This is a genomic window from uncultured Arthrobacter sp. (assembly GCF_947493765.1).
Classification (GTDB): Bacteria; Actinomycetota; Actinomycetes; order Actinomycetales; family Micrococcaceae; genus Arthrobacter_D.
The window spans coordinates 430282-447832 of sequence record NZ_CANLSZ010000002.1; the positions used below are offsets into that span (position 1 = coordinate 430282).

Genomic DNA, 17551 nt, shown 5'->3' on the forward strand with positions numbered 1-17551 from the left:
TCCCGCCCAGAGCCCGCCCCAGCGGGAGTAGTCAGAGCCCGTGAAGGATGCAGCCATGAGCCAGGTGATCGCCGCCCGAACCGCCTCTCGGACGGTCGTCAGCTCTCAGTGGTGGCATGTGTCCCTGTCCGCGGGCGACTTCGATGCAGCGGACGGCATCATTGAAGAGCTGATTACCCCGCTGGTGGCGCAGGCACAGAAGTACGGAGCGAAACGCTGGTACTTCACCCGCTCCAGGGCCATGACATCGGGCGCCGGCAGCGACGTCGTCCTCAGCGTCCAGGCACACCCGCGGGTGCTGGCACGACTTCGGAGCTTCCAGCAGGAACATCGGGCGGGTCCTGGTCCTGCCCGCGCTCTCCTCAATGCCCGCCAGTACTTCACGCCGCCGGCCGGCGACACCTACTACGCGGGAGGTCAGCACATGGCCGATCCCCAACTGGAGGCGAATCTGGTGAGGTATGGCGGCGTCGAGGGTCTGGGCCTTGCCGAGGAGGTCTTCGAGTTCGGCTCGGAGCTCGCCATCTGGGCCGCACAGAGATTCCCCCGTCCGCAGAGCCGGTCCGCCTTCGCCGCGATACTCCTGTTCGATGCCGCCCGGAGTATGACGTCCGGACCACATGCAGAGCGCTGGGTCGACCGTCGTATTCCCTGGGAGCACTACTGGGACAGCCATCTGAGGACGTGCACCGCCGATACAGGGGTGCACGCTGCGGATGTCCGCACGGCGATGACCGCACATGTGTCCACGAAAGCCGCGGGCTTCCATTCCCTCATGGACGCAGAGGCGTCCGAGCTCATGGTGCAGAGGTGGCGGCGTCGCTGGTACCAGGCGCTCGACTCGTACCTGCACCGGGCCAACCGTGTGTGCGTGAGCCGCAGCGCGCTCCATCTGACCGTCTACCAGGCCCACATGATGCTCAACCGACTGGGCATCAGCGCCGCTGAGGAGGCGCCCCTCGGCCTCTACGCACGATCCTGGACGCCGCATGTGACGCTGAGTCGAGGTCCGGCTGTCGCCCGGCGTCGCTCCTCCGACACCGCCGAGCGAAGGGCCGAGTGATGAACGACAGGAACACGGTTGTCCTCGCCCTCGGCGAGAAGGCACTCTCCGAAGCCCTGGGATGTTCGTCGGAGACGGTGGAGCTGTTACGGAACGACGGCGTCCTCGAGTTGCAGGGTGAGCTCTGGGAGATCGGCGCGGCGCAGGACTATCTACGTGACGCCGCGTGGGCCGACCAGCTCTGGCACTGAGATCCGGCACTGAGATCTGGCACGGAGACCCGCCCCCGGGCATCTCTCGTCGTTATGATCACACCTGCGACGGCTGCCGGCGGGGCCACAGCGTGTAACCGATGGCCCAGACGAGGTCGATCAGGACAATGAGACCGAGGATCGGATAGAACCCGGCGAGGGCTGCGGTTCCGCCGGGATCGTCCACGAGGGCGATGAGCAGGTAGAGGAACCCTGCGGCGATCAGCGCCGCCGCCACCGTCCGCACCACGTCCTTCCAGCACTCCCTCGCGTAGGACACGCCATAGAGCCGCGTCGGCCGCGGGCCGTCGGCGAAATGGTGGGCGAAGCGGATGTCCGCCCAGCCGATCATCTTGCGCCCGTAGGCGATCGAGATGCCGAGATAGACGGCTGCAAGTCCGTGGGCGGTGCCTGCAGTGGCCCCGGAGCGAAGATCCAGGACCGTGGCGACCAGCAGGATGAGGTCGACGAGCGGCGTCAGCGCCAGCAGGACAAGTCCTGTGCGTCGTCTGCCGAGGACGTACCGGACGATCAGTCCGGCGACGATGAGAACCCAGAAACCGATCTCGCAGGCGATGATGATCGCGAGGACCAGATTCACGGCGACTCCCTCCGGGGACCACGAGCAAGGGTCCGGCCTCCCTGTAGCACCAGCATGTGGGCGGGCCTCATGCGGATCACCCGGTGGAGGCCCCGACGCAGCGGCGCAATCGTTCTTCTAGACGAGTGCCGTCCAATCCTCCGACAGTTCCAGGTCGTGCGCGGTGGAGACGGAGTGATGCGTCACCTTGCCCGCCGCCACATTCAGACCACGCGCCAGGGCGGCGTCGGCCTCGAAGGCCCCGTGCACGCCCTTGTCCGCGAGCGCGACGGCGTAGCGGAGGGTGACATTCGTCAGCGCGTAGGTCGAGGTGTTGGGTACGGCGCCGGGCATGTTCCCCACGCAGTAGAACAGGGACTGGTGCACGGTGAACGTGGGATCCTCGTGCGTGGTGACATGGGAGTCCTCGAAGCATCCGCCCTGGTCCACGGCGATATCCACGAGCACGCTGCCCGGCTTCATGCGGGACACCATGTCATTGGTCACGAGCTTCGGTGCGCGTGCACCGGGGATCAGGACCGAGCCGATCACGAGATCAGCCTCGAGCACCGACTTCTCGACCTCGAGGGAGTTCGAGGCCACGGTCTTCACACGCCCCGCGTAGAGGGCATCGAGCTCGCGCAGGCGTGCGACGTTGATGTCGAGGATGGTCACATCGGCGCCGGTGCCGACGGCCATCGCCGTCGCGTTGGTGCCGGCCACACCCGCTCCGAGGACCACGACCTTCGCCGGACGGACCCCGGCGACACCCCCGAGGAGCAGGCCGGGCCCACCTGCGGGAGCGGACATGACATTCGCGCCGACCTGCACCGAGAGACGACCGGCGACCTCCGACATGGGCGCCAGCAGCGGCAGGACCCGACCGTCCTGCACGGTCTCGTAGGCGATGGCCGTGACGCCCGCCTCGAGCAGCGCATGGGTCAGCTCCGGTTCGGCGGCAAGATGCAGATACGTGAAGAGGATCAGGCCCTCGCGGAACAGGTGGTACTCCGAGGCGAGGGGCTCCTTGACCTTCATGACCATGTCGGCGCGCTCCCAGACCTCCTCCGCCGTCTCCACGAGTTCCGCTCCCGCGGCCTCGTACTCGGCGTCGGAGATGGTGGATCCCACGCCCGCGCCGCGTTCCACCAGGACGGTGTGGCCATGTGCGTTGAACTCGTGCACGCCGGATGCGGTGATCGCGACACGGAACTCGTTGTTCTTCACTTCTTTGGGGACGCCGATGATCATGAGGTTCTCCCTGGGTGTGATCGGGCGGACGGGATGCCTCAAGGATAGGGAGTGCGGGGTCACGACGGCGCTGCCGATCCACCGGGTTCCCGGGGCTGTTCCCTCCGCCGATCGGCAGGCCAGGATGTAATCCGCGCCACAACGCGCTCCAGGCTGCCATGCGCTGCATCTCCACCGGACATCGGCGATGAACTACCTCGACAGATGTCGAACCTAGACGCAACAGATGTGGTCCACGAAGTCCTTCCCATCTACGCTGAGGGGATGAGGGACCAGGCGGTCGAGGACGTGGTGGAGACTCTCGCGCAGGAGCTCGGGAGGGGCCTGTCCCTCGAGGATCCCGATGGTGTGCTGCTCGCCTACAGCAGCCATCAGTCCTCGGCGGACCGCGTACGGGTGAACTTCCTGCTCAGCAAGAAGGTGCCCGAGGACGTGGCCGAATGGCAGCTCCGGCACGGTATTGCACAGGCGGTCCGGCCCGTCGTCGTCCCCTCCAACGAGGCACTCGGTATGCGGGAGCGTGTCTGTGTGCCGCTGCTCGTCCGGGGTTTCAGGGTCGGCTACCTGTGGGTGCAGCAGCAGTCGGACGATGATCCCGCGGCGGGGATCCTCACGGAACTGCCGAGGATCAGGCGGACGACCGATCGTCTCGCCGAACTCCTCCTCGAGACGGACACGGCGGTGTCGGAGCGCAGAGTGCGGCGTGAGGAGGTCTTCCTCGGGGCGTGCCGTGGCCGCTCGTCCGCCGTCGACGACCTGCATGGCTGGCGTGAGTTCGACGACGGCCTGCCCTGGCGTGTGGCGGTGATCAGGGAACTGGCCCCGGCGACACCGCCCGACCGCCCTGATACCCAGGATCCGGGCGAGGCGGCTCTCCTGCAGCGCACACTCGCACTGCACGCGACGGTCGGTGTGCGCGATGTCCTGTTCAGCGCCGGTGCTCCGAGCTGTTCGGTACTGCTGTGCGCCGGCGACATCACCCGCGGGGTGCTGGCGCAGGTCCTCGAGCGCTACCGCTCGGAGGTGGGGAAGCGTGCCGGACGTCCTCCGGAACGACTGGTTCTCGGCCTGAGCGAACCCGTCCCTGCTGCACGTGGTCTGTCCGGCGGCTTCGAGCAGGCACTGCACGCCGTCCAGGCGGCCGCGGTGGACGCGGGCCTGGGCAGTGTCGTCTCCTATGCGGGGATCGGCGTCTACCAGTTCCTCGGTGCGCTGACGGGTCCGCCACCGATGCCGGCCAGTGGTCGCTTCACCGAGTTGTGCCGTGTCGATCGGCTCGACGAGCTCGTGCCGGTCCTCGAGCTGCTCTACGACAAGAACGGCTCGGTGCAGGATGTCGCGGAGCAGCTGCATCTGCACCGCAGCACCGTGTACAACCGGCTGGCGCGGATCCGGGCGATCATCGGCGTCGATCCACTCGGCGGTGCCACCCGGCTCGAACTGCACCTGGCGCTCAAGGCCCGGCGATGGCGATCGCGGCCCCACGTGGACCATCCCGGGTAGCGGTGGTGTGGTCCGGCCCGGTCTTGTCTTCCGGCGTCTTGTCTTCCGGTGTCTCGTCTTCCAATGGCCCGTCCGGTTCCCGCCCAACCGGTCCCGTCGCACCCGCGCCTTCCAGTGCGGGGCCCCGTCCCGGGCCCTGCCCTGAGTCCCGCCCCGCGCGCACACGGCCACCGATGAACACCTGACTACTGCGGGCGTCAGCGCGTCCGACAGCACCTGCCGGCGAACCGGGTGGAGCGACAGCACATGGCACAGCACCACCGATGTCACAGCGTGCGAGTTGCTCGTGGACGGCCTCTTCCACCTGCCAGTAGAGGTTGCGTCTGGGGGTCCGGCCAGGGTCGAGGTACGTCGGTGGCCTGAACCACGGGACACCCCGGAGCGATTCGACCGACCACTGTCCGTCATGGATCAGGTGGTGATGCCGTGAGCAGAGCAGTACGCCGTCGTCGATGCTGGTGACCCCGCCTGCCGCCCAGGGAACGATATGGTGGGCTTCGCACCAGGTAGCAGGCATGGTGCAGTCGGGGAAGGCGCAGCCCCTGTCACGTGCGACGAGCGCCCGCCGCAGGTGAGGTGGAAAGAGGCGCTGGGCTCGCCCGACATCGAGGATCCGGCCCTGGCCGCCGAGCACGAGGGGCAGGATGTCGGCGTCGCAGGCGATCCGCCGGATGCTTCGGGCGCTCACTTGCTGCGCGAAGACGGAGTGGCCGTCATGGCCCAGCTCGCTGAGGAGGTCGCGATAGTTGATGGTCACCATCACCTGGGGTCTGTGGCCTCCGGTCGTAGGAAGTCCGTCGCCGGCGAGCGCGATCCGGCAGGCCGAGACCAACCCGTCGAGAAGTTCCTGAGCACGGGTGGGACGCTCGGGTGGGGGCGCGTTCCCGGCGCCCGTCGGTTCGTGCCCACGCCGGTCCGCAGATTCCCTCGATCGCTCTTCGCACTCCGTCCGGGCAACGGCCGGAGTCGTGCCGCCGGCACGGGGGTTGGTCGCGGTATTCATGACGGTGACAAGGTGCTCGAACTGTTCGTCGGTGGCGCCGATCTCCATGAGGTGAAGGCCGTGTCGCTTCCCGCGGAGGAAGAGTCCCTGCCGGGCTCTCAGCGTCTTCTCCGTCGGTTCCCGGCCGTCCTGATCGATGACGCTCTCCCACCGTCGCGCAAGGACCCGCAGAATGTCCTCGTCGGACTCGACCGCCTGGCGTGTCAGGTGCTCCTCCATGGCCTGCACCTGCGGGCGGGTCGCGACCGTGGCGACCCGGTGCACGGCATCCCGAATCACGGTGGCAGCCCGACTGCTGATCTCGCCGGTACTCGCTGCGGCGGCAAGGGTAGCCAGGCGGGGCTCAACCGATGCGCCCGGACCGGGGGCGTCGGGCAGGAGATCCTGCCCCAGCCTCAACCGACGGTTCGCCTCGGAGCGGCTGATGCCGATGCTCGCCCGCAGGTACTCCGCTGTGCTGCCGTGGTGTTCCTGGCCGTCCATGGCCGCGAGCTGGTGGTGCTCGGCAGCGCGGGCAGCCAGCGTCTGGAGGTGGTCGATCAGGTGGGAACACCGTTCGACCATGACCAGGGTTGCTGCCGCCTCCTGCTGATCCAGCAGGAGGTACCTCGATTCGAACTGCTGTGCGGCGGTGAGCAGGGCCGCGTGCAGGCCCTGCAGAAGGAAGGTGTCCTCCGTGCGGGTCTCCAGCATCTCGATGGTCATAAAGCAATTTTATCGAACACGTGTACTAATGGCGACTGTGCGCGGGCTCTGTGGAGTACAAGTGGGGAGGAACTTGTCCACAGTTCTGTCGAGCCCCCTTGCCCCGACCGCAGCTATGCTCGACCGATGCACTCCACCGACTCCGGTTCACACGGGACGAAGGACTGCCGCTCCTGCGGACGCCGCATCGAGTGGCGGAAGAAGTGGGAGCGGAACTGGGATTCGATCGCCTACTGCAGCGATGCGTGCCGCGCGCGGAAGGTGCGGTCCATCGACGCCGAGCTGGAGGCGTGGCTGCTCGCGCGGCTGACCAGCAGCCCGCGAGGTGGGACGGTGGACCCGGCAGATGCTGCCCAGGCCCTGGGGGCGGATGTGTCAGCACTGCGTGAGCCGGCCCGGAATGCTGCGCGCCGGCTCGTCAGCCGCGGACTGGCGGAGATGGTCCAGCGCGGAGTCGTCGTCGATCCGTCGACGGCCAGGGGCCCGGTGTCCCTCCGCCTACCCCGCTGAGGGCTGCGGCTGCACGTCGTACACGAGTTCCTCCCCGGCAACCCTGACGCCCTGCGTCGGCGGGTGGAGGGAGAGCTTCCCACCCGGCATGAGGTGCTCGACGGCGACGCCGTGCAGCAGAGCGGCGTTGTCGGCGATGAGGCGGCGATGGCAGCGCCACCAGACGGTCTCGCTGCACATGATCACCGTCCGCGTCTCCCTAGCCTGGACCAGGAGCTCCGCCAACGCCGTTGTGAACTCCCCGGATCTCATGTACCCGGCGTAGGCGCGGAAGGACTCGTTGCGCAGCACCACGTCCGGGGAATCGGGCAGCAGCTTACGGAACCCGCCGAGGTCCTTCTCCCAGCGGTAGGCGATCCCGGCCGCCGGCAGCCACTGGTCCAGGGAGTCCTTGCCGAAGTGGGGGAATTTGCGGCTGCCGGGGCCGATGCGTACATCGACCAGCGCCCGCACCCCGGCCTCCTGCAGCAGGTCGGCGAAAGCCTCCTGCGAGGCGGTGCCGTGCCCCACCGTCATCAGCGTGTGTTCCGTGTCCTCCACGGCTCCACCCTATGCGCCGTGATCCGGAGGAGCCGACGGTGGCGGACCCTCCGGACCCGGTCGACGGGTCTACTGCCGACGGCTTATCTGCGTGCTGATCCAGTGTTCGACGTCGACCCTCCGGATGCGCCGGTGGGATCCGCGGTACTCCACGGCGAGGGTGCCGGCGTCGGTGAGCTTGCGGAGATAACTGTTCGAGATGCCGGCGAGATCGGCGGCCTGGGAGGTGGTGAGCAGCTCGGCCACGGAGGACACCTCGGCGGTGTCGCCGTCGGCCAGGCGTGCGAGGAGGTCGACGACGGCGTCCCGGGTTTCGTCGGGCAGGCGGTGGGCGGTGCCGTTCACGAAGACGGTGACGTCGGCGCTCTCGGTGAGCGCTGAGCGCAGCCTGGACGCCTGGTCGGGCGGCAGCGCCGCGGCGGTGCGAGGTGGCCTGGCCGTCATGTCAACATTGTGCCAGCCGAACGCGGTCCGGCGCCGCCCCAGGACTTGGGGGCGCTTCCGTTTCGGGCTCAGTGGACCAGGATGTTCCGATGAATCCTGGTCCAGCCTTTCTGCTCCAGCAGGTCGGTGGAGTATCCGTCCGTCACCAGGGTCACCGACACCAGGCCCGAATCGGCACCCGGTTTGTTCGTGATCACCCGGCCCGGGCCGGCGCTGCATCCTCCCAAGAAGTTGTCGCTCGTGATCGAGTAGACACAGGCCGATCGGCCGTCGTTCAACACTCCCAGGTAGTACGTCACGCCGTCGTGCTCTTCGACCTTCCGGACCGAGTCGGCGTCGAGGTCTCCGATGCCGTTACCCACCGCGATTTCCGTGACGAATCCCGGTAGCTGATCCTCCGCAGTAGGCTCTCGGGTCAACGCGGCGATACTGCTTCCGGATGGTGGCTCCTGTGCCGGAGCCGTGTGCGCCCGGCCCGTGACGTCGTCGGACGCACTGCTACAACCGGCGACACCGGTCAGGACTGCAGCTACTCCCACGATCAGCGCCGATTGCCCGAGCCGCATGTCGTCACCCTTCAGCTCGTTGGTCGTCGATCATCCGCGCTGGATCAGCGCATGCCCTGGACGAGTCGTTCTTCTGCCGGAAGCCACTGAGGTCAACGAAGCAATCAGCACCCATGCGCGATCTCGATGGTGTCCGGTGAACCGAGATGACACCGTTACCTGCCCCACCTATGGGTGAGGGGAACGCCCGGTCCGGAGGTGCTCACTCCTCCGCGGCGGCGTGCCCGACGGCGGTGCCGACCCGGGCTTTCAGCTCGGGCAGGACCTCGGTCACGAACCACGGATTCCTCGTCTGCCACCGGAAGTTCAGCGGCGACGGGTGAACCAGCGGGAACCAGGGCGGAGCGAACTTCCGGTGGTCTCGCACATTGTCGGTCAGCGTCCCATGGCGGCCGGCCGGCAGATAGTGCAGCTGGGCGTAGCGGCCGATCAGGAGGACGAGCTCTATCCGGGGCATCAGCGCGAGCAGCGGCGGATGCCATGTCGCCGCGAAGCCCTTCCGGGGCGGGAGATCACCGCTCCGGCCCCTCCCCGGGTAGTAGAAGTCCATGCCGAGGAAGGCGAACAGATTCGGCGAGCGGAACTGCTCCTCCGTCACGCCGAGCCACTCGATGAGCGTCCTGCCACTGGCGTCGTCCCACGGGATACCGCTGGACTGAGCCCTGATCCCGGGTGCCTGGCCGATCACCGCGATCCGTGCGTCGGCCGACGCCGTGTACAGCGGCTCCCAGCCCTTCTCGCGCATCGGTCGATTGGCCTCGTCATGGGTCAGGGCGTATCTGACGGCGTCGAAGGTGTCCAGCGGAGCTACGCGCTGCCCTGATGAGGATGCCGGAACGCTGCTGGATTCCACCGGCCCATTCTACGATTACGGCCCATCCCTTGACCTTCCCCGAACGCCTCCCTAGGTTTGAGGCACGTTGCTCCCGACGGGGCACGCGCCCGCAGCTACTTCTCCGACGACGGAGGAAGACCGATGCCGCTGTACGACTTCCGGTGCTCCGCGGGGCACGGGACCGAGGCCTCCTTCGCGATGGCCGACCGACCGGACCACGTGGCGTGTCCGGTCTGCGGGGAGACCTCACGCCGCCGGATACCGTCCCCGCGACTGTCCATCGCGGGCAGCTCGGCGTTCGGACTGCTCGAGTCCACGCAGCGCAGCGCCCACGAACCCGAGGTGGTGGCGTCCACCAACCCCGGTACGCGCTCGCCCACACCCACGACGTCGAACCCCCTCCACCGAAAACTTCCCCGGCCGTAGGGCCGGGTGGGCAGACCCGTACGCGCAGTCGACAGCCAAGGAGACATCATGCCGGAACAGCTCTTCTCACTCGATTCCACCAAGGCGTTCAAGGACCAGGAGAAGCTCGGCCACAATCGCTGGCACCCCGAGATCCCTCCCGTCGCGACGGTTAAGCGCGGCGACTCGTTCCGCGTGGACTGCCGGGAGTGGTTCGACGGCGCCATCCACAACGACGACTCCGCGCAGGACATCCTCGACGCGCCCCTCCTCACGGTGCACACCCTCAGCGGACCGTTCGCCGTCGAGGGAGCCAAGCCCGGCGACCTCCTCGTGGTCGACATCCTGGACGTGGGACCGATCCCGCAGGAGGATTCGGGTCCGCTCGCCGGCCAGGGCTGGGGCTACACGGGCATCTTCTCGAAGAACAACGGCGGAAGTTTCCTCACCGATCAGTTCCCCGATGCGTACAAGGCCGTCTGGGACTTCAAGGGGCAGGTCGCCACCTCCCGGCACGTGCCCGGTGTGGCGTTCGAGGGGATCATCCATCCCGGCCTGATGGGGACCGCTCCGTCCGCGGAGCTCCTGGCCAAGTGGAACAAGCGCGAGGGTGACCTCATCGCCACGGACCCCCACCGTGTACCGCCGCTGGCCCTGCCTCCCGAGGCGGAGCACGCCATTCTCGGTGGCCTCCCGCGGGACCAGTGGGAGCGTGTCGGATCGGAGGCCGGCCGCACCGCCCCACCGCGCGAGAACGGCGGGAATCAGGACATCAAGAATCTGTCCAAGGGCACCCGCATCTTCTACCCCGTCTACGTGGACGGCGCCAACTTCTCCGTCGGCGATCTGCACTTCTCCCAGGGCGACGGCGAGATCACCTTCTGCGGCGGCATCGAGATGGGCGGATTCATCGACCTGGCCGTGGACGTGATCCCCGGCGGGATGGAGACGTACGGGGTCACGGAGAACGCCATCTTCATGCCCGGCCGGGTGGAGCCGCAGTTCAGCGAGTGGCTCGCGTTCTCCGGGACGTCCGTGACGCTCGAGGGCGAGCAGCGCTACCTGGACTCGCACCTGTCCTACCAGCGGGCCTGCCTCCACGCCATCGACTACCTCACCAAGTTCGGGTACGCCCCGGAGCAGGCCTATCTGCTGCTGGGTGCGGCGCCCATCGAGGGCCGGCTCTCGGGCGTGGTGGACATCCCGAACTCCTGCTCCACCGTGTACCTGCCGACGGCGATGTTCGACTTCGACATCCGCCCCTCCGCCGCCGGACCCGTGCAGATCGACCCGGGGATCGGAGCGCCGCGGGCCGCGAACGGCTGACGGACGGGCGCGCCGATGCCCGGACGGTCAGTAACTCGCCGTGGTGCTGCTGTCCGACCTGCCGCCGTCCGACGTTCCACTGCCGGACGGGTCATCGCCCGGCGGCGGGACGAAGGCTGCGGCCAGGGCCTCGGATCCGCGGGCCAGCAGTGCGACGTCGGCACCCACGAGGATGAACCGGGCGCCGGCGTCGAGATAGCCGTTCGCCGTGGCAGGGGAGAAGGCATTGACACCCGCCGGTTTCCCGGCACGGTCCGCGGCCGCGAGGCAGTGCACGACGGCGGCCCGTACGTCGTCGTGCTCCTGCTGTCCCAGCAGGCCCATGGACGCCGCGAGATCGGAGGGACCCACGAAGATCGCGTCAACGCCGTCGACCGCGAGGATGTCCTCCACCGCTGCGACGGCCTCGGTCGACTCGATCTGCACCGTGACGCTGATGGTGGAGGCGGCGGCGGCGAGATAGTCGGGCGCCCTGTTCCACCGGGCAGCCCGGGCCAGTGCGGAGCCCACCCCGCGGACACCGGCCGGTGGATAGCGGGTCGCGGCGACGGCGGCCTCGGCGTCGGTCACGGAGTGGACCATCGGCACCAGCAGATTCTGCACGCCCAGGTCCAGGTACTGCTTGATGAGGACCGTGTCGTTGACCGGCGGCCGCACGAGGACCTGCACCGGGTAGCCGTGCACCGCCTGGAGCTGGGCGAGGATCGACTCGAGACCGTTGGGGCTGTGCTCGGCGTCGACGAGCAGCCAGTCGAGCCCGGCGCCGGCGCAGATCTCGGCCACGAGGGGGCTGGCGGAGCAGACCCACATGCCGGCGAGCGGCCGGTCCGCCGAGCCCAGTGCCTCGCGGAAGCTCTCTTCTAGTGGAAGTGGCATGTCACGGCTCCGAGGGGTCCGTAGTCGGCGTGGATGGTGTCGCCCTGGCCCACCCACAGCGGCCGGGTGAAGGACCCGGCGAGGATGGTGTCGCCGGCTTTCAATCCGTCCCCGTGGGCGGCGATCTTGTTGGCGAGCCAGTGCACGCCGGCCGCCGGGTGGTCCAGGACACCGGCAGCGACACCGGTCTCCTCCACCGTCTGGTTCTTGTACAGGATGGCGGAGATCCAGCGCAGATCGACGGCGTCGGGCCGTACCGGGCGCCCACCCAGCACCATCGCGCCCATGGCCGCGTTGTCGGCGATAGTGTCCACGATGGTGCGGCCCTCCATCTCGATCCGTGAATCGAGGATCTCCAGCGCAGGCATCACGTAATCCGTCGCGTTGAGGACGTCCACGAGCGTGCAGCCCGGCCCGGTGAGGTCGCGGCTGAGTACGAACGCGAGCTCCACCTCGACGCGCGGGCGGGTGTAGCGGTGCCAGCCCACCGAGGCCCCGGTCTCGAGGACCATGTCGTCGAAGATGGCACCGTAGTCGGGCTCGGTGATGCCCGTGGCCTCCTGCATGGCCCGGGAGGTCAGACCGATCTTCCGACCCACGAGCGTGCGGCCCGCCTCCTCGTTCCGCGTGCGCCAGAGGCGCTGGACGGCGTAGGAGTCCTCCACGGTCATGTCCGGGTAGCGGGCGGTGAGCAGGGGGACGGGGGTGTGCGTGCGGGCGGCGTCGAGCAGTTCGTCGGCGATCCGGCTGATGGTGTGCTGATCGAGCATGGGGGTGTCCTTGACCGGTCGGGGCGGGGAGTGTCAGAGCTGGGTGCCGAGCTTGAAGCCCTCGGGCGAGCCGTCGTCGTCGTTCCTCGTGTAGGAGAAGCCGTCGGCTCCCACGGTGACCGCCATCTCGCTGCGCTCGTCGCGTTCGGTGACGGATTGCGGGTTGCCGTCGAGATCGAGCACGAGCGAGGCCTCGGTGTACCAGGACGGTACGACCGGGTTGCCCCACCAGTCGCGGCGCTGGTTGTCGTGCACGTCCCACGTGATGGTCGGGTTGTCGGGGTCGCCCGTGTAGTAGTCCTGGCAGTAGATCTCGATGCGGTGATCGTCCGGATCCAGGATGTACAGGTAGAACGCGTTCGAGACGCCATGGCGCCCCGGCCCACGTTCGATGCGGTCGCTGATCCGCAGCGCGCCCATCTTGTCGCAGATCTGGATGATGTTGTGCTTCTCGTGGGTGGCGAACGCGACGTGGTGCATGCGCGGGCCGTCGCCGCCGGTCAGGGCGGTGTCGTGGACCGTCTGCTTGCGGTGCATCCAGACCGCGTACGTGACACCGTCGGAGTCCTGGATGTCCTCCGACACGCGGAAACCCAGGTCCTCCAGATACGCCCGGCCCCGCGGTACGTCGGGCGTGACCTGGTTGAAGTGGTCGAGGCGCACCAGTTCCCCGGCGGAGTAGAGATCGTAGCGCTGGGTGAGGCGTTCCACGTGCTCCACGTCGTAGAAGAACTCGTACGGGAAGCCCAGCGGGTCCTCCACGCGGACCGAGTCGCCCACACCCTTCGTGAAGCCCTCCGCCCGGCGCTCGGTCCTGCAGCCCAGTTCCCGGTAGTACGCCTCCGCGGCGTCCACCTCCTCGGGGGACCGCACACGGTAGGCGAATGCGGCGACGGCGGCCACCGGACCCTTGCGCAGCACCAGGTTGTGGTGGATGAACTCCTCGAGGGAGCGCAGGTGGATCGCCTCGTCGTCCTCCTCCGTCACGTGCAGGCCGAGCACGTCCACGTAGAAGGCCCGGGAGCGGGCCAGATCGGTGACCACGATCTCCATGTAGGCGCAGCGGACGATATCCGGTGCGGGGACGGAGGGCGTGGGGATGCGGTGGGCCATGGGATTCTCTCCTCGTCGAGCGAACGGGATCAGGTGAACGGGTTCAGCGGACGGATGGGTCAGGCGGTGGCGGCGGGGTCCGTGGCACCGAACTTCGGGGTGTGGACGGTACCGAGCGTGATGTGCACGGCCTGCTGGTCGGTGTAGAAGTCGATGGACCGGTAGCCGCCCTCGTGGCCGAGTCCCGAGGCCTTCACCCCGCCGAACGGGGTGCGCAGATCGCGGACGTTGTGGCTGTTGAGCCACACCATCCCGGCCTCCACGCTCTGCGCGAAGGTGTGGGCGCGGGTCAGGTCGTTCGTCCAGATGTACGCGGCGAGCCCGTACTTCGTGTTGTTGGCCAGCTCCAGGGCTTCGGCGTCGGTGTCGAACGGGGTGAGGGCGACGACGGGGCCGAAGATCTCCTCCTGGAAGATGCGTGCGTCGGGGGACACGTCGGCGAAGACCGTGGGTGCGATGTAGTTGCCGTGCGGCAGGTGGTCCGGGCGTCCGCCGCCGGCCAGCAGCGTCCCCTCGGTCTTCCCGATCTCCACGTAGGAGGCCACCTTCTCGAAGTGTTCGGGGTGGACCAGGGCGCCCACCTCGGTGAGCGGATCGTGCGGGTCGCCGACGACGATCGTCTTGGCCCGCGCCGCGAACTTCTCGCAGAACTCGGCGTAGACGGAGCGTTCCACGAGGATGCGGGAGCCTGCCGTGCAGCGCTCGCCGTTGAGGGAGAAGACGCCGAAGAGCGCGGAGTCGATCGCGGCGTCGAGGTCGGCGTCCGCGAAGACCACGCAGGGCGACTTGCCGCCGAGCTCCATCGACAGGCCCTTCAGGCTCTCCGCGGCGTTCCGGAAGATGGTCTGGCCCGTGGTCGTCTCACCGGTGAAGGAGATCAATGGCACGTCCGGGTGCTTCACGAGGGCGTCCCCGGCCTCCTCGCCGAGCCCGTTGACCAGGTTGAACACGCCGTGGGGCAGCCCGGCGTCCCTGAAGATCCTCGCCCATAGCGACGCCGAGAGCGGGGTGAACTCGGCGGGCTTGAGGACCACGGTGTTGCCCGTGGCGAGCGCCGGTGCGAGCTTCCACGACTCGAGCATGAACGGCGTGTTCCACGGCGTGATGAGCCCGGCCACGCCGATCGGCTTGCGGTTCACGTAGTTGATCTGTGCTCCGGGAACCTTCATGGCGTCGTCGAACTGGGCCACGATGAGATCGGCGAAGAAGCGGAAGTTCTCGGCCGCGCGGAGCGCCTGGCCGCGGGACTGGGTGATCGGCAGCCCGGTGTCGAAGGTCTCGAGTTCGGCGAGGCGGGACTCCTGGGCCTCGACGGCGTCGGCGATCCGGTTCAGCACGCGCGCCCGCTCACGTGGTTTCATGCGGGGCCAGGGTCCGTTGGTGAACGCCTCGCGCGCTGCGGCGACGGCGGCGTCGATGTCCTCCTGCCGGCCCGCGGCCGCGGTGGCGTAGGTGGTGTTGGACACCGGGTCGAGGACCTCGAACGTGGCACCGCCGACCGAGTCGACGAACTCGCCGTCGATGTAGTGCTGGAGATGCGTGGGCAGGTCCTCGGGGACGTAGTGCGTGCGGGTGTCGGGCGAGGTGGTCATGGTGTCTCCTTGCTGGGGTCTGCACTGTGGTCAGCAGTGGGATCTGTGCCGGTGAGGGCGAGATAGGCGTCGAGGGTGGTGCTGCGGTGGAGGCGGGCGGCACGCTCGACGTCGTCGGCCGCGGCTCCCGAGGCGATGAGTTCGAGCAGCGCGTCGTGTTCCCGGACGGACTCTCGGGCCCGTCCCGGGACGAAGCGGAAGGTCGAGGCGCGCAGGGAGGCGAGGCGGTCCCAGCCCCGGTGGACGAGATCCAGGATGTGCGGGTTCGGGCAGTTCTCGAACAGGATCCCGTGGAAGTCCCGGTTGAGCCGTGTGAACCGCACCGGGTCGAAGTCCTCGAGGCAGGCACGCATCTGTTCGTTCACGGCGCGGGCCCGGGCGATGTCCGCAGCGCCGATCAGGGGGGAGGAGAGCGCTGTCGCCGCGCCCTCGAGGATGCTGAGCGTCTGCATCGTGTAGAGGTACTCGGTGGGATCGATGCCGGCGACCGTGGCGCCGACGTTGCGCTCGAAGCTCACCAGACCCTCGGCCTCGAGGCGCCTGATGGCCTCGCGGACGGGGACCACGCTCACCCCCAGGTCGTCGGCGATCCTCCCGAGGACCAGGCGGTACCCGGGGGAGTAGCTGCCGTCGACGATCCTCGCCTTCACAGCGGCGTAGGCCTGCTCCGATTTGCTGCCGGTTCCCGTCGCGGTGCTACCCACCCGTCCTCCCGGCGTCGTGCCTCTGCTGTTCCTCATGCTGGCGTTCCTCGTACCGGGCCCGCCACTGTGCGTTCATCGGGTAGAGGCCGTCCACGCCGTGCCCCTCGGAGACCATCTGCGCGATGAACACCTCCTCGCGTTCCTGGGCGAGGGCGTCGTCGGCCACACTCTCCGCGAGTGCCGGGGGGATCACGAGGATGCCGTCGGCGTCGGCCACGATGATGTCCCCGGGCTGCACGGTGGTCCCGCCGCACGCGATGGTGAGATCGGTGTCCCAGGGCACGTGCTTCCTGCCGAGGACGGCCGGGTGCGGGTTCGCGAACCAGGTGGGGATCTCCATGGCCGCCACTGCGGCGTAGTCCCGGACCCCGCCGTCGGTGATGATCGCGGCAGCTCCGCGGACCTGCGCCCGCAGGGCCAGGATGTCCCCGATGGTCCCGGTACCCTTCTCCCCGCGGGCCTCCATGACGAGGATCTCGCCCTCGCCCACGGTGTCGATGGCGCGCTTCTGCGCGTTGAAACCGCCGCCGTGGGTCTTGAACAGGTCCTCCCGGTTGGGGACGTAGCGGAGGGTCCTGGCGATCCCGACGACGCGGTGCTCGGGCCGGGTGGCCTGCAGCCCGTCGATGCTGACGTTGTTCAGGCCGCGCTTGCGCAGCTGGGAGGACAGGGTGGCGGTGGCGACCTGCTCGAGCTTCGCCTTCAGCTCGGCGCCGAGCCCGCGGGTGGACGCCGGCAGGCCGGCGGCCTCGCGGGACCCGTAGGCTTCCTCGCGCTGGGCGTCGTCGGCCTTCGGCTGCGCACCGAACTCCGCGAGCGGCGTCCGGCCCTCGACCACGCGGGTGGACAGGCGGCCGGTCGAGACCGTACCGCCGGTATCGGTGACCTCGATCTCGATCGTGTCGCCGGGGCGGGCGACCGACGCGCCGGCCGGTGTCCCGGTGAGGATGATGTCGCCCTGCTCGAGCGTCAGCAGCTGGGACAGGTCCGCGAGCAGCCGGGAGAAGGGGAAGAGCAGATCCTCGGTCGTGTCGTCCTGGACCACCTCGCCGTTGTGCCAGGTGCGGATGCGGAGTCGGGCGGGATCCACGGAGTCCGCGGGGATGAGACCGGGGCCCACCGGGGTGAAGCCGTCGCCGCCCTTCGAGCGCAGGTTCGAGCCCTTGTCCGCGTACCGGAGGTCGTAGACGCCGAGATCGTTGCTCGCGGTGACCCACGCGACGTGCCGCCAGGCGTCCGCAGGATCCATCCGCCGGCCCGGTGTCCCGATCACCAGGGCGATCTCACCCTCGAAGCCGAGCAGCTCGCACCCCACTGGGCGCTCGACGGTCGCCCCCGAGAGGGCGAGCGAGGAGGGTGGCTTGAGGAAGTAGGAGGGCTGGGCCGGTGTGCGGCCGCGCTGGGCGGCGCGGCTCGGGTAGTTGATGTGCACGGCGATGACCTTGCGGGTCGCCTGCAGGGTTGCATGATCCAGCTGTTCCACGCATGCTCCTCATCGAGTACAAAATCGTATATGAAGTGTAGGAAGCATTCCGCATCCCGTCAAGGGTCCAGGCGTTGCCTTCATATCCGCA

The 17551-nt window shown here is 68.4% G+C and carries 19 protein-coding genes; 6 read left to right on the plus strand and 13 right to left on the minus strand.

Annotated features, from left to right (window positions below):
- The first annotated feature begins 55 nt into the window (after nt 1-55).
- Nucleotides 56-1063, plus strand: a complete 1008-nt coding sequence (locus Q0747_RS04990) for a lantibiotic dehydratase C-terminal domain-containing protein (RefSeq protein WP_298252186.1) — start codon at nt 56-58, stop codon at nt 1061-1063.
- Nucleotides 1063-1254 (plus strand): hypothetical protein, encoded by a 192-nt coding sequence (locus Q0747_RS04995; RefSeq protein WP_298252188.1) that lies wholly within the window; start codon nt 1063-1065, stop codon nt 1252-1254. The genes Q0747_RS04990 and Q0747_RS04995 overlap by 1 nt, the downstream gene beginning before the upstream one ends.
- Nucleotides 1255-1312: 58 nt before the next feature.
- Here the strand turns inward: Q0747_RS04995 and Q0747_RS05000 are convergent, their stop codons facing one another.
- Both Q0747_RS05000 and ald read right to left on the minus strand, forming a co-directional pair.
- On the minus strand, nt 1313-1855 hold the full coding sequence (locus Q0747_RS05000; RefSeq protein WP_367277665.1) for a hypothetical protein: 543 nt from the start codon (nt 1853-1855) through the stop codon (nt 1313-1315).
- Between the two features lie 117 nt (nt 1856-1972).
- Entirely contained in the window at nt 1973-3085 is a 1113-nt protein-coding gene (ald, locus tag Q0747_RS05005) for an alanine dehydrogenase (RefSeq protein ID WP_298252190.1), read from the minus strand.
- 264 nt (nt 3086-3349) lie between these two features.
- Here ald and Q0747_RS05010 point away from each other — a divergent pair, with 264 nt between their 5' ends.
- Entirely contained in the window at nt 3350-4588 is a 1239-nt protein-coding gene (locus Q0747_RS05010; protein WP_298252192.1) for a CdaR family transcriptional regulator, read from the plus strand.
- Here Q0747_RS05010 and Q0747_RS05015 read toward each other — a convergent pair.
- The gene (locus Q0747_RS05015) at nt 4539-6296 is read right to left on the minus strand and encodes an HNH endonuclease signature motif containing protein (protein WP_298252194.1); all 1758 of its coding nucleotides are present in this window, start codon (nt 6294-6296) and stop codon (nt 4539-4541) included. The genes Q0747_RS05010 and Q0747_RS05015 overlap by 50 nt on opposite strands.
- 126 nt (nt 6297-6422) lie before the next feature.
- On the opposite strand from Q0747_RS05015, the gene Q0747_RS05020 reads away from it, so the two are divergent.
- Entirely contained in the window at nt 6423-6806 is a 384-nt protein-coding gene (locus Q0747_RS05020; RefSeq protein WP_298252196.1) for a DUF2256 and DUF3253 domain-containing protein, read from the plus strand.
- On the opposite strand, the gene Q0747_RS05025 is transcribed toward Q0747_RS05020, so the two are convergent.
- From Q0747_RS05025 to Q0747_RS05040, 4 genes are all read right to left on the minus strand, one after another.
- Nucleotides 6795-7346, minus strand: coding sequence for a DUF488 family protein (locus Q0747_RS05025; protein ID WP_298252198.1), 552 nt, complete (start codon nt 7344-7346; stop codon nt 6795-6797). The two genes, Q0747_RS05020 and Q0747_RS05025, sit on opposite strands and share 12 nt — an antisense overlap.
- 69 nt (nt 7347-7415) lie before the next feature.
- On the minus strand, nt 7416-7790 hold the full coding sequence (locus Q0747_RS05030; RefSeq protein ID WP_298252200.1) for a helix-turn-helix domain-containing protein: 375 nt from the start codon (nt 7788-7790) through the stop codon (nt 7416-7418).
- Nucleotides 7791-7858: 68 nt separating this feature from the next.
- Nucleotides 7859-8356, minus strand: a complete 498-nt coding sequence (locus tag Q0747_RS05035) for a hypothetical protein (protein ID WP_298252202.1) — start codon at nt 8354-8356, stop codon at nt 7859-7861.
- 202 nt (nt 8357-8558) lie between these two features.
- Complete coding sequence (locus tag Q0747_RS05040; RefSeq protein ID WP_298252204.1) at nt 8559-9209, minus strand: uracil-DNA glycosylase family protein; 651 nt, start codon at nt 9207-9209, stop codon at nt 8559-8561.
- 123 nt (nt 9210-9332) lie between these two features.
- Here Q0747_RS05040 and Q0747_RS05045 point away from each other — a divergent pair, with 123 nt between their 5' ends.
- Both Q0747_RS05045 and fmdA read left to right on the plus strand, forming a co-directional pair.
- Entirely contained in the window at nt 9333-9617 is a 285-nt protein-coding gene (locus tag Q0747_RS05045; RefSeq protein WP_298252205.1) for a zinc ribbon domain-containing protein, read from the plus strand.
- A 48-nt stretch (nt 9618-9665) separates the two neighbouring features.
- Entirely contained in the window at nt 9666-10922 is a 1257-nt protein-coding gene (fmdA, locus tag Q0747_RS05050) for a formamidase (RefSeq protein ID WP_298252207.1), read from the plus strand.
- A 27-nt stretch (nt 10923-10949) separates the two neighbouring features.
- On the opposite strand, the gene Q0747_RS05055 is transcribed toward fmdA, so the two are convergent.
- The 6 genes from Q0747_RS05055 to Q0747_RS05080 are packed head-to-tail and all read right to left on the minus strand — an operon-like array spanning nt 10950 to nt 17460.
- Nucleotides 10950-11798 carry an HpcH/HpaI aldolase/citrate lyase family protein gene (locus Q0747_RS05055; RefSeq protein WP_298252209.1) on the minus strand — a complete coding sequence of 283 codons (849 nt, stop codon included), beginning with the start codon at nt 11796-11798 and terminating at the stop codon, nt 10950-10952.
- Nucleotides 11783-12568, minus strand: coding sequence for a 2-oxo-hept-4-ene-1,7-dioate hydratase (gene hpaH / locus Q0747_RS05060; protein WP_298252211.1), 786 nt, complete (start codon nt 12566-12568; stop codon nt 11783-11785). The genes Q0747_RS05055 and hpaH overlap by 16 nt, the downstream gene beginning before the upstream one ends.
- A gap of 33 nt (nt 12569-12601) precedes the next feature.
- Nucleotides 12602-13681, minus strand: coding sequence for a 3,4-dihydroxyphenylacetate 2,3-dioxygenase (gene hpaD, locus Q0747_RS05065; RefSeq protein ID WP_298252213.1), 1080 nt, complete (start codon nt 13679-13681; stop codon nt 12602-12604).
- Nucleotides 13682-13740: 59 nt separating this feature from the next.
- The gene (gene hpaE / locus Q0747_RS05070) at nt 13741-15273 is read right to left on the minus strand and encodes a 5-carboxymethyl-2-hydroxymuconate semialdehyde dehydrogenase (protein ID WP_298252215.1); all 1533 of its coding nucleotides are present in this window, start codon (nt 15271-15273) and stop codon (nt 13741-13743) included.
- Nucleotides 15270-16013 (minus strand): GntR family transcriptional regulator, encoded by a 744-nt coding sequence (locus Q0747_RS05075; RefSeq protein WP_298252217.1) that lies wholly within the window; start codon nt 16011-16013, stop codon nt 15270-15272. Before Q0747_RS05075 ends, hpaE begins: the two co-directional genes overlap by 4 nt.
- Nucleotides 15970-17460 (minus strand): fumarylacetoacetate hydrolase family protein, encoded by a 1491-nt coding sequence (locus Q0747_RS05080; protein ID WP_298252219.1) that lies wholly within the window; start codon nt 17458-17460, stop codon nt 15970-15972. The genes Q0747_RS05075 and Q0747_RS05080 overlap by 44 nt, the downstream gene beginning before the upstream one ends.
- Nucleotides 17461-17551 lie beyond the last annotated feature (91 nt).

Bases quoted from the DNA above. Each gene is read 5' to 3' on its own strand.
- Q0747_RS05020 (WP_298252196.1), top strand. From the start codon at position 6,423: ATGCACTCCACCGACTCCGGTTCACACGGGACGAAGGACTGCCGCTCC.
- Q0747_RS04990 (WP_298252186.1), top strand. From the start codon at position 56: ATGAGCCAGGTGATCGCCGCCCGAACCGCCTCTCGGACGGTCGTCAGC.
- Q0747_RS05045 (WP_298252205.1), top strand. From the start codon at position 9,333: ATGCCGCTGTACGACTTCCGGTGCTCCGCGGGGCACGGGACCGAGGCC.
- fmdA (WP_298252207.1), top strand. From the start codon at position 9,666: ATGCCGGAACAGCTCTTCTCACTCGATTCCACCAAGGCGTTCAAGGAC.
- Q0747_RS05035 (WP_298252202.1), bottom strand. From the start codon at position 8,356: ATGCGGCTCGGGCAATCGGCGCTGATCGTGGGAGTAGCTGCAGTCCTG.
- Q0747_RS05030 (WP_298252200.1), bottom strand. From the start codon at position 7,790: ATGACGGCCAGGCCACCTCGCACCGCCGCGGCGCTGCCGCCCGACCAG.
- hpaD (WP_298252213.1), bottom strand. From the start codon at position 13,681: ATGGCCCACCGCATCCCCACGCCCTCCGTCCCCGCACCGGATATCGTC.
- Q0747_RS05075 (WP_298252217.1), bottom strand. From the start codon at position 16,013: ATGAGGAACAGCAGAGGCACGACGCCGGGAGGACGGGTGGGTAGCACC.
- ald (WP_298252190.1), bottom strand. From the start codon at position 3,085: ATGATCATCGGCGTCCCCAAAGAAGTGAAGAACAACGAGTTCCGTGTC.
- Q0747_RS04995 (WP_298252188.1), top strand. From the start codon at position 1,063: ATGAACGACAGGAACACGGTTGTCCTCGCCCTCGGCGAGAAGGCACTC.
- Q0747_RS05015 (WP_298252194.1), bottom strand. From the start codon at position 6,296: ATGACCATCGAGATGCTGGAGACCCGCACGGAGGACACCTTCCTTCTG.
- hpaH (WP_298252211.1), bottom strand. From the start codon at position 12,568: ATGCTCGATCAGCACACCATCAGCCGGATCGCCGACGAACTGCTCGAC.
- Q0747_RS05055 (WP_298252209.1), bottom strand. From the start codon at position 11,798: ATGCCACTTCCACTAGAAGAGAGCTTCCGCGAGGCACTGGGCTCGGCG.
- Q0747_RS05010 (WP_298252192.1), top strand. From the start codon at position 3,350: ATGAGGGACCAGGCGGTCGAGGACGTGGTGGAGACTCTCGCGCAGGAG.
- hpaE (WP_298252215.1), bottom strand. From the start codon at position 15,273: ATGACCACCTCGCCCGACACCCGCACGCACTACGTCCCCGAGGACCTG.